We start from the raw sequence: 14,524 nt of genomic DNA, 5'->3' as shown, positions 1-14,524 counted from the left end.
TCCTGGGGCTGCCCGCGCCCACCACCCCGACGCCGGCTCCGACGACGCCCGTGCCTCCGGAGGCGCCCACCGAGCCGCCCGTGTCGGCCGACTCGGATCCGATGACGCACCTCGAGTACCTGGCCTCGGACGCGCTGCAGGGCCGTGACAGCCCCTCCGCGGGCCTGGACGCCGCTTCCGTCTACGTGCAGGCCCACGCGGAGAAGTACGGGCTCGTGGGGCCCAACATCAACAACCCGGAGAACCCCTTCCAGCAGAAGTTCAACGTCTACTCGTGGCTGGGCGCGGACAAGGCGGGCGAGACGGCCGGCGCGGCCCACGCCGGGCATGCCGAGCACAAGCAGTTCGGCCACACGATGTTCCAGGAGGGCTTCTACCTGGACGAGAAGATGCCCAAGGACACGCTGAAAAAGCTCAACCAGCAGTACGAGCAGACGATGAAGGCGGCGGGCCAGTCGGTGGTGCCGGCGCAGTCCGGGAAGCAGCGCAGCGTGGAGGAGCTCAAGCAGGTGGCCACGGCCACGGGCCAGGCGGTGAACACCCTGGCCATGCTGCCCGGCACCGGCCCTCACAAGGACGAGGTCATCGTGGTGATGGCCCACCTGGACCACGTGGGCGTGGACCGCAAGGGCAACGCGTACAACGGCGCGGACGACAACGCGTCCGGCAGCGCGGTGCTGATGGCGGCGGTGCCGGAGCTGGCGGAGGCCGCGAAGAACGGCAAGCTGGACCGCTCCGTGCTGTTCATCTGGACGGGCGCGGAGGAGAAGGGCCTGGTGGGCTCGCAGTACTTCGTGGACCACCCCATCCCCGGCCTGGAGCTGAAGAACATCGCCGGCGTCATCAACACGGACATGGTGGGCCGCTGGGATGATCAGCGCCTGTCCGTGGTGGACACCAACACCAAGGGCCAGCCCAACTACTTCCGCGACGTGGTGGACCAGGCGAACCAGCAGCTGGCGGATCCGTTCGACCGCATCAACCGCGACATCAACGTCTACCGCGACCGGCAGGACGGCGCGTCCTTCGGACGCAAGGGCGAGGATGTGCTCTTCCTCTTCGAGGGCCTGTCCAACCCCGAGGGCGGCGGCGACCTCATCCCCGAGTACCACCGGCAGGATGACGACATCGACAAGATCATCGAGGACAACGGCGGCAACAAGCCCCGCCGCGTGAAGGACCTGCTCCTCAACGTCATCAACCTGGCGGCGAACCGCACGACGGAGCCGCAGCAGCCGCCGAAGTAGCGGCCCCACGGCACCCTCCGCCGGAAGGGAGCACTTCCGGCGGGGCTTCCAGCGGGGACCGCGGGACCGCTAGGCGGCCAGCGTCTCCCCGCTGCCTTCCACGGGCCTGCCGGAGAGCGCGGCGACCTCGTGGTCGCTCAGCACGAGCTTCTCCTCGGAGCCGCGCCAGACGAACGGGATGCCGGGCTGGCGGTACAGGTTCGCGGGGATCTCCTGCGCCAGCTGCGCGTGCAGCTCCGGCAGCTTGGACCAGTGCAGACCGTGCCGCGTGTGATGCGCGGTGTGGTAGCCCAGGTTGCCCGTCATCAGGTTGTAGCCCTTGTGGAGGATGTTGTACGAGGCCTCCGAGTGGTTGGCCGTCTCCAGGCCCACGTGGTGGAAGTACGTGGCCCAGGTCGTCACGTAGAGCGACGCCATCATGGGCAGCAGGAAGACGAAGAGCGCGTTGTAGGGGTTCACCCAGAACAGGCCCGCCAGCAGCACCAGCTGGAGCGCGGCCATCCACACGAACACGCGCAGCGCCTTGGGGTGATGCTTCCTGCCCACCTGGAACGCGCGCGAGTACGCGGTCAGCGCCGTGCTCAGCGAGTACTCCACCTCGCCCATCGTCGAGCCGTCATCCCGCTTCCAGCGCGACTCGTCCTGCGACTGATCCAGGTAGTTCTTGTGGTGGCCCAGCACGTGGTGGAGGAACCACGCCTGCGACGTCACGCCCGTCTGGAAGCCGAAGACGATCTCCAACAGGCGGTTGGGCAGCGCGTGCTTGAAGAAGGACAGGTGCTGGTGGTGGTGGTTCCACGAGCAGATCCACCCCTTGGGGATGATGCCCAGCCCGAACCACAGCACCGGCACCCACCAGCTGCGCGCCGTGAGGAACACCGTCATGTCGAGCGCGAAGACGCCAAGGAACATCAGGACCGGGATGCGATCTTCAGGGTGCCGGAACAGGGTCATGCGTCTTCCGTACAAGGGGGACAGGGGAAAAATGCCGATTTTCCAACTGTAGGCCGTCAGCCCCCATGCCGAACAGCCCACCCTCGCCTGCCTGCACGTTCCACACTGGCGGTAAACAACGTAGTCACGTTGAACTTGTCTTTCTACATTTCCAAGAATCGCAGTCCTGCTTTGTGATAAACGCCCACCCAGCCCTTTTGGACCCACCTGGAGGCATCAATGCGGAACCAGACCATCGAGGCGGCACTGGCGAAGAATCCCCACCGAGAGCAGCTGCTCAAGCACCGGTTCTTCGAGGTGGTGGACGAGAAGGCCTTCAGCCGCGATCAGGCGGAGCTGGTCCTGGGTCAGTGGTGGCACCCCCTGCACTACTTCCCCACCTTCCTGGGCAAGCTCATCGCCGTCTGCCCGCAGATGGAGATGAAGACGGCGGTGACGCACATCCTCAACCAGGAGGTGGGCGAGGGAGACCCGGCGAGGGCGCACGAGCGCTTCTTCATCCAGACGATGACGGACGCGGGCTTCACCAAGGCGGGCGTGTCGGAGGCGGACATGACGCCCGCGACGCGCCGGCTCATCGACGGGTACCAGCGCTCCACGGACAGCCACCTCACGGGCCTGGGCTTCCTCTACGGCACGGAGGTGGCGGACCTCACCATGGTGGCCAAGCTGGGCAAGCTGGTGCGCCGCACCACGGGCCTCAAGGCCCTGCCCTGGGTGGACATCCACGTGAAGCAGGAGCCGGACCACGTGGAGACGGCCGGCCACACCATGGGCCTCGCGTACACGGACGAGGAACTGGCCACCATCACCCGCGGTGCGGAAGAGATGTGGCAGCTGTGGGTGGGCTTCTTCGAGGAGCTGCGCAACCGCGTCGTCTGAGCGGCTCCTCGCGTCAAGCGCAACCCCCCGGAATCCGTACGTTTTCGTACGGAACACTGGCGAATCTCTCCAGGTAGGGTAGTCACTCCCGCGTCACGGGAGTGTCACCCCCTAGAGGCGCCACCCCCTCCCGCGGCGGATAGCTCCTGTCCCTCCAGGCGCCGAGGGAGATCCCCATGCTCGAAAAGCTGATGCCGAAGTCGGACGAGTTCTTCGACGACTTCGACGCGCAATGCGCCAGAACTGTCGAGGGAGCGAAGCTCCTACACGAGCTCCTGAGCGACTTCCGGGACGTGCCCACGCGCGTCCAGGCCCTCAAGGACGTGGAGCACCAGGGCGACGAGGTCACCCACACGGCCTTCAACCGACTCCACCAGCAGTTCATCACCCCGTTCGACCGGGGGCAGATCCACACGCTCCTGTCGCGCATCGACGACGTGTTGGACCTGACCAACGCGGCGGCGGCGCGGCTGCTCTACTACGAGATCGAATCCACCCGGGCGGACGCCACGGAGCTGGCGCGGCTGCTGGTGATCTCCACGCAGAAGGTGCAGGAGGTCGTCGCGGCGCTGCGGCTGATCAAGAAGCCGGAGCAGATCCTCGCGGGCTGCATGGAGATCAAGCGCCTGGAGACCCAGGCGGATGAGGTCCTGCGCGCGGGCATGGGCCGGCTGTTCAAGAGCGGCGTGGACACCCTGACCATCATCAAGTGGAAGGAGATCTACGACCTCATCGAGACGGCCACGGACAAGTGCCAGGGCGTGGCCAACGTCATCGAAGGCGTCGTGCTGGAGCACTCCTGAGATGCTGCTCGCAGCGGTCGTCACCATTGTCGCCGTCGCGCTCATCTTCGATTTCATCAATGGATTCCACGACGCGGCGAACTCCATCGCCACCGTGGTGTCCACGCGCGTGCTGTCGCCGAACCTGGCCGTGGCCTGGGCGGCGTTCTTCAACTTCATCGCGGCCTTCGCGGGCGGCGTGCACGTGGCCAACACCATGGGCAAGGGCATCATCAACTTCGAGATGCTCCGGGCCGCCGGCCCCACCGCGGTGCTGATGGTCATCTTCGCGTCGCTGATGGGCGCCATCGTCTGGAACCTGCTCACCTGGTGGTGGGGGCTGCCCTCGTCGTCGTCGCACGCGCTGGCGGGCGGGATGATTGGCGCCACCCTGCCCGTGCTGGGCTTCGAGGGCCTGGTGGGCAGCGGCATCGCGCGCATCGCGGCCTTCATCGTGCTGTCGCCGCTCATCGGCATGACGCTGGGCATCTTGATGATGCTGGCCAGCACCTGGGCGGTGCACCGTCAGACGCCGCTGCGCGTGGACACCTGGTTCCGCCGGCTGCAGCTGGTGTCGTCCGCCATCTTCTCCTTCAGCCACGGCACCAACGACGCGCAGAAGGTCATGGGCATCATCGCGGTGGTGCTCTTCGGCACCATCTGGCGCGACCGCCCGTTCCACATCGACTGGTGGATGATCATCTCCTGCCACGCCGCCATCGCGATGGGCACCTTCTTCGGCGGCTGGCGCATCATCCGCACCATGGGCCACAGCCTCACGAAGCTGGCGCCCATTGGCGGCTTCAGCGCGGAGACGGGCGGCGGCGTCACCATCATCGCGCTGGCGGAGCTGGGCATCCCCGTCTCCACCACGCACACCATCACCGGCGCCATCGTCGGCGTGGGGTCCACGCGCGGCTGGCGCGCCGTGAAGTGGGGCACCGCCGGCCGCATCATCTGGGCGTGGGTGTTCACCATCCCCGCCGCCGCGCTCGTGTCCGTGCTCGTCTACGGACTCACGCTGGCGGTGGTGCGGATGGTGGGCTGAAGCCGGGCGGGCCCCGCCTCGAACAGGCGGGCCCGCCCCTGCCCCCGGCTAGTTCGGGCTGTTGAGCGCGTTGACCACTGACGGCGCCCCGCCCAACGCCGGAGGCACCCAGGGCACCACCTTGCGGTTGCGCCAATGGACCAGCTTCAGCGACGGGTCATCCAGCGGCACGTCGAAGGTGAAGGAGATGCGCGTGGGGCCCTCCGCGTCCGCCTCCTCGATGCGCGCCTTCATGCCGCCCACGTCGAACTCCTGGCCCTGCTTCACCGGCCAGTTCTTGCCGCGGTAGATGCGCTCCTCGAGGAGGTTGAGGTAGTGCTGCCCCTTGGGCAGGGACAGCTCCAGCGAGTTGGGGCCGGTGCGCGTCACGTGCTGCTCGCCCGACTTGTATGACAGCACCCACCAGTTCCTCGGCAGCGGCATGCCCGTGGACCACCACTGCACGGAGCCGTAGATGCCCACGGTGCCGTTGGGGGCGTTGAGCACCACCACCCGCTGCCCGGGCAGCTGCTTCAAGTCGAAGGCCTCCGTGTAGCGGTCGTGCACGCGCTTGGACATCGCGTCCACCTCCGAATAGACGGTCGCGGTCTGCCACCAGACGTAGGGCGCGCCCGCGATGTGGATGACGGCCATCACCGCCGCGCCCGCCAGCACCGCGCCCGCGCGCGGCTTGAGCGCGCGGCCCTGCCACGCGGCGCGGAGGATGACCGCCAGCGCCACCGCCATGCCCAGGCTGGGCACGATGAGCGTGCGCGCGCCGGCCAGCGGCGAGCTGCCCAGCCACGTGGACGCGAACGAGCCCACCAGCAGCCACTTCAGCGTCTTGCGCTCCGCCGGCTCCACCAGCGGCCACACGCCCCACAGGAGCAGCGCGAAGAACACCAGGCCCACCAGGCCCAGCACCTGGAAGGTGCCCACGTAGGACGGATCCAGGATGTAGTCGTTGGGCGCGCTGAGCGTCAGGCCCGCGATGGCCGCCGGCACGCGCTCGAACATCGCCAGGAACCACTGCACCGGCGCGCCGGCCAGGTCCAGGTGCGTGTCCTGCCGGGCCGCGCCGTAGCCCAGGACCTTGTACATCGTCAGGAAGGCGGCCATCAGCGCGCTGAACGGGATGAGCGCCTTGAGCCGCTCGGACGGCTTGCCAGGGCCCGCGAAGGCCTCGTAGGCGAGCACGTAGGGGATCATGATCAGCGTCGTCTCCGCGCTCGCCAGGCCCAGCGCGAAGGCGATGAGCGAACCGGCCAGGGCGCCCTTGCGCTGGCGCTCGCGCCACTCGATGTGGAGCCAGAAGCCCAGCACCGCGAAGAGCATGGACACCAGCAGCACGCGGTAGGACAGCCAGCCCACGGCGGCGCCGTGCGAGCCGTTGACTGCGAAGAGCACCAGCGCCAGCCCCGCGATGCCCGTGGGGAGGATGCGGCGGAACAGCAGGGCCACCAGCGCCACCAGCCCCACGTACCAGAGCAGCGAGTGCACGTGGTAGGCGACGGCGACGCGGTTGTAGAGCAGGTGATCCAGCCCGAAGAGCGCGCTGCCCAGGGGCCGGAAGAAGGCCAGCTTCACGCCCGGCTCCACGTACCACGGGAAGATGCCGGCGTGGGCCATCTGGGACGTGTGCTCCGGGATGCCCGTAGCCGTGCGGTACACGTCGAAGTGGGTGTTCGCCAGCGGCGTCGGCTGCGGCAGGTTGTCCCAGACGCCCAGCCAGACGTAGTCGTCGAACATCCAGCCGGTGTTCAACATCGTCAGGCTCAGGAGCACCGCGGCCGCGACTGAAATCCAGAAATAACGTCTAAACGGCCAACCCGGGGCGGTTGGCGTGGGAGAGGTATCCATGTTTCAAAGATCTATCAGCCCGCCCCCCACACGAGATAGGTCCTCCTGGGTCGTCCGCTGCCACCGGAAACGCGCGGAGAGTGCGGCGCGCGCGACGGAGATCCTTTGCCAGCGCCCGGACTCCGGGTGATCCTCCGCCGACGAAGGGGGACGCGGTCCGGCAGGTGAAAACACGAACGCGAGCGCCGTTGCATCCGCGCCGCCGCCGGGCCCGCTCGCATGCGCATCGCCATCATCGCCACGTACACCCATCCGACCCGGCTGCGAATCAAGGAACCCTCCATCATGCAGTCCTCCGTGCCGGAGCTCATCGCGGGCCTGTGCCCGGAGCACGCGCAGGTGGAGATCTTCAACGAGAAGGAGGCGGACCTGCCGTTGGACCGGCACTGGGACCTCGTCTTCTTCTCGTACCTGCACTCGTACTACGAGCACACCAAGGTCCTCTCCACCCTCTTCCGTCAGCGCGGCATGACGACGGTGGCGGGAGGCCGGCACGCGAGCCACTTCCCCGACGACGCGGCGAAGTACTTCGACGCGGTCATCACCGGGGAGCCGGAGTCCAACGTGCCCGCGCTCATCGCGGACTTCGAGCAGGGCTGCCTCAAGCCCCGCTACAGCCTGCCGTCGCAGGGCGCCGCCGCCATCCGTCCGTACCGCTACGAGCTCATCGACTTCACGCACAACAAGGTGCGCCTGCCGGGCATCGAGGCGTCGCGCGGCTGCCCCTTCACGTGCAACTTCTGCGTGCTCACCGGCCACGAGCGCTACCGCTTCCGGCCCATCCCGGAGGTCATCGACGAGATCCAGACGCGCATGCGCTGGAACCCGAACTTCCTGGGGCTGATGGGGGACGCGTTCGTCTTCCTGGACAACAACCTGGGCGGCTCGCCCAAGTACCTGCGCGCGCTGTGTGAAGCGCTCATCCCCTTGAAGAAGACGTGGGGCTGCGCGCTCACCTTCAACGTGCTCAAGGATGACTCGCTGGTGAAGCTGATGGCGAAGGCGGGCTGCCGCTACGTCTACACCGGCCTGGAGTCGCTCAACCCGGACTCGCTGAAGGCGATGAACAAGGGCCAGAACAAGCTGTCGGAGGTGGACGCCGTCATCCGCCGCGTCTTCTCCGCCGGCATCCTCTTGTCCTTCGGGCTCATCGTGGGCTCGGACGGCGACACCAACGAGTACCTGCACCGGCTGCCGGACTACCTGGCGGACCTGAAGTACTTCTCCGTCACGTTCCTGGGCATCGTCTGCCCGTATCCGGAGACGCCCTTCTTCCGCGAGCTCAAGGCCGAGGACCGGCTCCTGCCCGGCACCACCAGCCGCGACTACGACGGCTACACGCTGTGCCACCGGCCCAAGCAGATGCACGCGTCGGAGGTGGTGGAGCACTTCCAGCGGCTGTGCCACACGCTGGGCAGCCTGCCCAACATCGCGCGGCACTACGCGTCCAAGCTGATGATGAGCGACCTGCCCCGCTACAAGCAGACCATCCTCTTCTCCGGGCCCGAAATCGTCAGCATCCGCAACCCGGTGAAGAACCCGGAGCGCCGCTACATCGCGGGGCTGGATGCGATTGAAGCGTGGGACGCGGAGCGGATGCCCGCGCTGGGCCTCACGCCGCAGGTCCTGACCTGAGCCGGGACGGCAGGCGCACCTCCCACGCCAGCCCCAGGGCCTGGAGCGCCCGGATGAAGAGCCAGCCCGGGTCCCACTGCCACCACACCCAGCCGTGCCGCGCGGACGCGGGGAAGGCGTGGTGGTTGTTGTGCCAGCCCTCGCCCAGCGCGAGCACGCTCACCCACCACACGTTGCGGCTGTGGTCGCGCGTGTCGTGGACGCGGTGGCCGAACGCCGCGTGGCACACGGAGTTCACCGCGTAGGTGCTCTGCATCCAGCACACCACGGGCAGGAAGAAGTACGCGGGCACCGTGCGCCAGCCGAACGTCAGCCCCACGAAGAGCACCCCCAGCACCTGCGGCGCGATGCGGTAGCGCAAGAGCCAGTGGTAGTAGCGATCATCCGCCATGTCGCGGCACCAGGTGCGCCAGCCGTCCTCTTCCGTGGAGGCCTCGTTGAGGATCCACCCCATGTGCGCGTACCAGAAGCCGCGCAGCGGCGAGTGCACGTCCCCGTCCGCGTCCGCCTTCGCGTGGTGCAGCCGGTGGTTGGCGGCCCACAGGAGCGGGCTGCCCTGCGCCGTGAGCATGGCCACCGTCACCAGCGCGTACTCCACCCAGCGGGGGCACGCGAAGGCGCGGTGGCACAGGAGCCGGTGCAGCCCCACCGTCGTGCCCAGGCCAATGGACACGTACACGGCCAGCGCCACCGGCAGCGCGTACGGCGGCCAGGGCAGGAAGAACGCCATCGCGGCCAGCCCGTGGACCACGAGCATGTAGATGACGATGACGGGACTGAGCTGGAAGCGGAGCGGCGCGGTGTTCATGGGCCCGGTGCGGAGTCGAGGAAGAAGCACGCAGTCTAGGGGCCCCGCCTGACGGGACAAGGAATGCGCGTCCGGCGCGTCACATCACGCGGGCTTCATGGACCCGGGAGGCCTGGGGCGGCACGAGCGCTTCGGCCGGCGGGGCCTGGAGCGTGGCCTGGAAGCGGTCCATGCGGCGCAGCTCCGCGCGGGCCTCCACCTCCGTGAAGATGGCGCGCGCCTTCGCGAGGAAGTCCTCGCGCCGGTGCGGCAGGGCCACCGCCGCGTCGAAGTAGGCCACGCCCGTCTCCCAGCGGTTGGGGCTCTTCTCCAGGACGGCGATGGCCTCCAGGAACACCGGCTCCGCGGCCTTCGGGCCCTTGCGCAGGGCCAGCGAGCGCGCCGTCACGCGCAACGCCGGGCCCTTCAGGTACGGATAGAGCCGCGCGATGACGCGCGCCTTGATGCAGGACAGGCGGACAATCTTGAGCAGCTCCTTGCGCGGCACCACCGTGGCGCCCTCCTCCAGCGCGAAGAGGGCCGCCTCCGCCGCGTCCACCAGCCCCACCTGGAGGAAGGGCACCAGCACCTGGTAGCTCCAGATGCTCTTGAAGCAGCGCACCGCGACGAGCGCGGCCTCCTCCACCTGGTGCTCGCGCACCGTGACGTTGGCCAGGTGGTTCAAGCTGGCGCACTGGTTGGCCAGGTCCGCCACCTCCTCGCTGATGCGCAGGCCCTGCTCCAATTCCGCGCACAGCTCGCCCACGTCACCTTCGCCCATGAGGTAGCGGCACATGGGCGCCCACGAGTGCGCCCAGCCCTGGTGCATCAGCGCGTTGAGCTCCACGCCAATGGTCCCCATCTGCTCGTAGAGCGCCACCGCGGTGCGGAAGCGCGAGTGGAGGAACTCGCCCGTGGCCTGCATCATCAGCGACGTCTGGCGCTCCCAGCGCTCGCCCACCTGGCGCAGCGTGGAGACGGCCTCCTCCTGGAAGGCCCTCGCGCGCTCCAGCTCGTTGGCGAAGAAGGCCTGGATGCCCAGGCGGCTGAGCGCGAGCCCCTCCGCCACGGGGTCCTTGGAGCGGCGCGCGTACTCCAGCGCCTTCTCGCAGTGGTAGCGCGAGCGCTCGAGCAGCCCCGCGCCGAACAGGAGCGTGCCGTAGTAGCCGCGCGCCAGGCTCATGGCGTAGTCGCTGCGCGAGCGCTCCGCCATGTTGGTGGACACCAGCGTCGCCCAGGTGAGCTTGGTGATGTCCGCGAAGTAGTAGATGCGGATGAGCGAGTTGAGCGTGGACAGCTGCTGCAGGTAGTTGCCCAGCCTCGAAGCCGGCAGCGGGCGCAGGATGAAGGGCAGCAGCGACGCGAGCCCTCGCAAGAGGAGGTTGGCCAGCGTGCGCAGGCCCAGCGCGGCCAGGCTCCCCGGGAGGCTGCGGCCCCTCAGCACCAGGGACTTCTCCAGGTGCTGCGTGGCGAGCGCGGACTCGCCCTTCTCCTGGTGCGCGCGGCCCAGGCCCAGGTGCAGCTCCGCCTGGCGGGGGATCTCCTCCTCGTCCACCAGGCACTGCTCGAACATCAGGATGGCGTTGGCGTAGTGGCCCGCCTGGAGCAGCGTCTCCGCCAGCTCCTGCATCACCCGGCGCGTCTGGAGCAGCGTCACCTCCGGGTCCACCGGGACGACGGTGCCCAACAGCTCCAGGCCGCGGTTGTAGTGGTAGAGCGCGTCGTCGTTCGCGTACTGCGCCCGCGCGCTGCGGGCCGCCATCAGCGTGTACTCCAGGCCCTTGTCCTCCACGTTGCCCGCGAGGAAGTGGAACGCGAGCAGACCCGCGGAGCCCGCGAGGTTGTCGCTGGCGCGGGCCTCCAGGTAGCGCGCGAGCCGGCGGTGCAGGTCCTCACGCGCCGACACCAGCAGCGTGTTGTAGGCCACGTCGCGGATGACGATGTGCTTGAAGAGGCAGGTGTACGGCTCCTCCGTCTCCAGCAGGATGAGGCCCAGGCGCTGGAGCGTGTCCATGGCCTCGCGCAGCACGCCCTGGCCCAGGGTGGGCACCAGCGCCGCCACCGCGTCCAGCGTGAAGATGCGCCCGATGACGGACGCCACCTTCACCACCAGCTTCTCCGTCTCGCTGAGCAGGTCGATGCGCGACAGCACCACGTCCTGGATGGAGTCCGGCAAGAGCAGGTCCTGCAGGCCGCGCTTCAGCTCCATCCGCTGCGAGCCGGGCTCCACCGGCCCCAGGTAGCCCTGCTCCGCCAGCCCCTCCACGATGGATTCGATGAAGAACGGGTTGCCCTGCACCTTCGCGAGCAGCCGGTCCTCCAGCGCGACGTCCGGCGGGGTCAGCCGCAGGTGCACGCGCAAGAGCGCCCGCGTGTCCTCGTCGTCCAGGCTCGACAGGTCCACCGGGACGAACTCCGGCAGCTCGCGCAGCCCGCGCAGCTGGTCGCCCGGGCGCATCGTCGCCAGCACCATGATGCGGTGCGAGCCCACGCGCACCGCCAGGTACTGGAGCAGGTCCAACGAGATGTAGTCCGCCCAGTGCAGGTCCTCGAAGTAGAGCAGCAGCGGCTGCGCGCGGCTGAGCTTCTCCAGGAGCTGGAAGACGATCTGGAACACCTTCTGCTGCTTGCGGCGCGCGTCGATCCCCGCCGTGACGGACGTCTCCTCCAGCGCGATGCCGAGGATGCCCGCGACCACGGGGATCCACTCCGGCCCCACGTCCTCCAGGCCCTCCAGGCCCTGGCGCAGGCGCGCGAGCTGCGCGTCGGTGTCGTCCGAGTCGTGCAGTCCGAACGCCTGGAGCAGCACCTCCTTCCAGGGGAAGAAGGGGGTGAAGGCCTCGTAGGAGTAGCAGACGCCGTAAAGGGCCCGGGCGCCGCCCTCCTCCGCGTCCTCCAGCACGCGCGCGCCCAGCCGCGACTTGCCGATGCCCGCCTCGCCGGACACCACGCTCACGCGCCCCTGGCCGGCGAAGGCCCCGGTGAGCGCTTCGTGCAGCACGTTGAGCTCACGACTGCGGCCGATGATGTCGCCCCGGCCCTTGATGAAGAGGCTGCGGCGCGTCTCTCCCGACAGCCGGTACACCGGCACCGAGCGCGAGACGCCCTTGAGCTTCGCGTCCTCCACGAACTCGGTGGCGAAGCCGCCCTGCTGGGAGCGTGCCTGGGTGTTGGCGCACAGGTGCACGCCGTCCTGGCGTCCGCCGTGCGTCATCAGGCGCGCGGCCATGTTCACGACCTCGCCCAGCGCGGAGTAGCCCTTGCGCGTGGGCGAGCCCATGTCCCCGCAGTAGGCGTGGCCGGTGGCGATGCCGATCTGCAGCTCATCCAGGAAGGGGAACTGCTCCCGGGCCTTGAGCAGCTTGCAGGCCAGCCGGCACGCCAGCACCTCCTTGTTCTGCTGGGCGGTGGGCGCGCCGAACAGGACGTAGAGCACGTTGCCCTTGTCCGTGAAGTCCGTCATCAGCAGCACGCCGCCGTGGTGGGCGGACTCGCGCTGGACGTATTCGTAGTAGGTGTTGAGGTCGCGGGTGAACGCGTCCGGATCCGTGTCCGCCCGCGCGTGGGTGAAGCGCACGAAGAAGCAGGTGACGTCGCGGAAGTCGCCCGCGAACTCCTGGTGCGCGGTGGTGATCTTCGTGAAGAGCACCGGGTGCAACAGCAGCGCGCACCGGCCCACCAGCTCCGCCCCGCCCGTGGGCGCGGGCAGCGGGCGCTTCACCGACTCCACCGGCGCGTCGAGCGCCAGCCGGTGGTTGCCGCCCTCGCGCGGCTCGCCCTTGCGCGCGGCTTCCGGCAGCGCCGCCCAGGCGCGCGGGCTCAAGACGACCTCCGACACCGTGGCCTGCTTCTCCGCTCCCACCGCCTGCGCCAGCGGCTCGCCCACGAGCGCCGGGTGCATCCACAGGCCGGTGCCGCCCATCACGATGCGGGTGGCCTCCCCGAAGCCGATGCCGATGCGCGACGACACGCCGAAGCGCTGGCCCATCAGCTCCAGCCGGGCGAAGCGCGCGAGCCTGCGCTGCACGTGCAGCGCGCACACCGCCGCTCGCTGCACGACGTCGGTGTCGGCTTCCGCGGGCGCGGCCTCGAAGCACGCGAGGATGGAGTCGCCGGCGAACTGGTAGATGTCCCCGCCGTGGTCGCGGACCACGTCGATCATCTCCGTGTAGTAGTTCGTCAGCAGGCGCTGGAGCGCGTCGATGCCGCGCGGGCCCGCGCCGCTCAGCCCCACCACGATGGGCGTGAAGCCCGCGATGTCCAGCAACAGGATGGCGCCCCGCACCCCTTCCGCGCGGGGCAGCGCGTCCGCCTCCTGGCTCCCGAGCCGCGCGAGGATGGCCGCCGGCAGGTACGGCGCCAGCATCGCGACAGCGGGATCAATGGGCTGCGTGGAGGGCATCCGTCAGGGGCTTTCCGCTCAGGACAGGTTGGCGAAGCGCAGGTACAGGGCGCCCAGGCACATGGCGCCGTAGAGGGGGATTTCCGCCGTCTCCGGCCAGGGCTGCTGCTTCTTCACCGCGCCCCAGATGTGCACCGCCGTCATCAGTCCACCAATGAGGCCGATGAGCTCGAAGATGACCAGGTGGCTCTTGGGGTCCGGGATGAACTGCACCACCGCGATGATGACGGACAGCGCCAGGCCGCCCAGGCAGCGCGCGAAGTAGACCGTCAAGTCATTGTTGCCCGTGGGCAGCTCCCACCCGAACCAACGCGCCCAACGCAGCGGGATGAACAGCAACGGCAGTGCGTAGACGAGCAGGAAGACCGAGGTGGAGACCGCGAGGAACCAGCTGGCCAGCGGATAGTCGGGGTTGATCATGATGGCGGACGTGATGGGTGACGGACGTGCACCGGCGGCGCACACCCCTCCCCACGCCGTCCATCCTAGAATCTTTTGCCACCCCGTGGGGCGGCTTCCCCCCTCGCCAAGGCCCTGCTTGAGCCCGCCTGCCGCCTAGCGGGTGGCGGCCAGGAGGAACTCGGCCACCCGCTCCAGGGAGGTGGTGCGCTCGGCCTCCGCCGGGAAGCGCCGGAACACCTCCGGTGGCCCGTGCAGGATGAGCGGCTTGCCATAGCGCAAGGCCAGGACGGCCTCCGCCGCGGTGCCGGCGCCCCCGGGCAGCGCGACCAGCGCGTGCGGCGTCAGCACGTTGATGTGGTTGCGGCTCATGGGGTCCGTGCCCTGCTCCCCGCTGAGCGGCAGGTGCGTGTAGATGGGGATTTCGATGTCCGTGTTCGGGTAGCCGGGCCGGGGCTGGTAACGGCCGTCCGCGCCCACGGTGCCGGGGATGATGCCGATGGCCGCCCCCGGGCAGCGCGACCAGCGCGTGCGGCGTCAGCACGTTGA

The 14,524-nt window shown here is 68.9% G+C and carries 11 protein-coding genes; 5 read left to right on the top strand and 6 right to left on the bottom strand.

Annotation, left to right across the window (positions count from 1 at the left end; all coding sequences use genetic code 11):
• On the top strand, positions 1-1,247 hold a 1,247-nt coding region (locus D7W82_RS32985), incomplete at its 5' end, for a M28 family metallopeptidase (protein WP_120622112.1).
• A 69-nt stretch (positions 1,248-1,316) separates the two neighbouring features.
• Here D7W82_RS32985 and D7W82_RS32980 read toward each other — a convergent pair.
• Entirely contained in the window at positions 1,317-2,201 is an 885-nt protein-coding gene (locus tag D7W82_RS32980; protein ID WP_120622111.1) for a fatty acid desaturase, read from the bottom strand.
• A gap of 219 nt (positions 2,202-2,420) precedes the next feature.
• Between D7W82_RS32980 and D7W82_RS32975 the strand changes: the two genes are divergently transcribed.
• The 3 genes from D7W82_RS32975 (at position 2,421) to D7W82_RS32965 (ending at position 4,913) form a co-directional block, all read left to right on the top strand.
• Positions 2,421-3,083 (top strand): TenA family transcriptional regulator, encoded by a 663-nt coding sequence (locus D7W82_RS32975; protein WP_120622110.1) that lies wholly within the window; start codon positions 2,421-2,423, stop codon positions 3,081-3,083.
• Positions 3,084-3,259: 176 nt separating this feature from the next.
• Complete coding sequence (locus D7W82_RS32970) at positions 3,260-3,886, top strand: DUF47 domain-containing protein (RefSeq protein WP_120622109.1); 627 nt, start codon at positions 3,260-3,262, stop codon at positions 3,884-3,886.
• Position 3,887: 1 nt separating this feature from the next.
• The gene (locus tag D7W82_RS32965; RefSeq protein ID WP_120622108.1) at positions 3,888-4,913 is read left to right on the top strand and encodes an inorganic phosphate transporter; all 1,026 of its coding nucleotides are present in this window, start codon (positions 3,888-3,890) and stop codon (positions 4,911-4,913) included.
• 48 nt (positions 4,914-4,961) lie between these two features.
• On the opposite strand, the gene D7W82_RS32960 is transcribed toward D7W82_RS32965, so the two are convergent.
• Complete coding sequence (locus D7W82_RS32960) at positions 4,962-6,752, bottom strand: hypothetical protein (RefSeq protein ID WP_147439685.1); 1,791 nt, start codon at positions 6,750-6,752, stop codon at positions 4,962-4,964.
• 219 nt (positions 6,753-6,971) lie between these two features.
• Between D7W82_RS32960 and D7W82_RS32955 the strand changes: the two genes are divergently transcribed.
• Positions 6,972-8,387: a radical SAM protein gene (locus D7W82_RS32955; RefSeq protein WP_120622106.1), complete on the top strand. Its 1,416-nt coding sequence runs from the start codon at positions 6,972-6,974 to the stop codon at positions 8,385-8,387.
• Here the strand turns inward: D7W82_RS32955 and D7W82_RS32950 are convergent.
• The 4 genes from D7W82_RS32950 to D7W82_RS32935 form a co-directional block, all read right to left on the bottom strand.
• Complete coding sequence (locus D7W82_RS32950; protein WP_233588083.1) at positions 8,365-9,225, bottom strand: acyl-CoA desaturase; 861 nt, start codon at positions 9,223-9,225, stop codon at positions 8,365-8,367. The two genes, D7W82_RS32955 and D7W82_RS32950, sit on opposite strands and share 23 nt — an antisense overlap.
• Before the next feature lie 49 nt (positions 9,226-9,274).
• Positions 9,275-13,576 (bottom strand): AAA family ATPase, encoded by a 4,302-nt coding sequence (locus tag D7W82_RS32945; protein WP_120622104.1) that lies wholly within the window; start codon positions 13,574-13,576, stop codon positions 9,275-9,277.
• Positions 13,577-13,594: 18 nt separating this feature from the next.
• Positions 13,595-13,996: a hypothetical protein gene (locus tag D7W82_RS32940; protein ID WP_120622113.1), complete on the bottom strand. Its 402-nt coding sequence runs from the start codon at positions 13,994-13,996 to the stop codon at positions 13,595-13,597.
• A gap of 135 nt (positions 13,997-14,131) precedes the next feature.
• On the bottom strand, positions 14,132-14,476 hold the full coding sequence (locus tag D7W82_RS32935) for a hypothetical protein (protein WP_255417392.1): 345 nt from the start codon (positions 14,474-14,476) through the stop codon (positions 14,132-14,134).
• Between the last annotated feature and the right edge of the window lie 48 nt (positions 14,477-14,524).

Origin of the sequence: Corallococcus sp. CA049B, from assembly GCF_003611685.1 — a bacterium.
Lineage (GTDB): Bacteria > Myxococcota > Myxococcia > Myxococcales > Myxococcaceae > Corallococcus > Corallococcus coralloides.
Note: the sequence above shows the minus strand (reverse complement) of the source record. Positions and strands in the feature narration are given on the sequence as shown.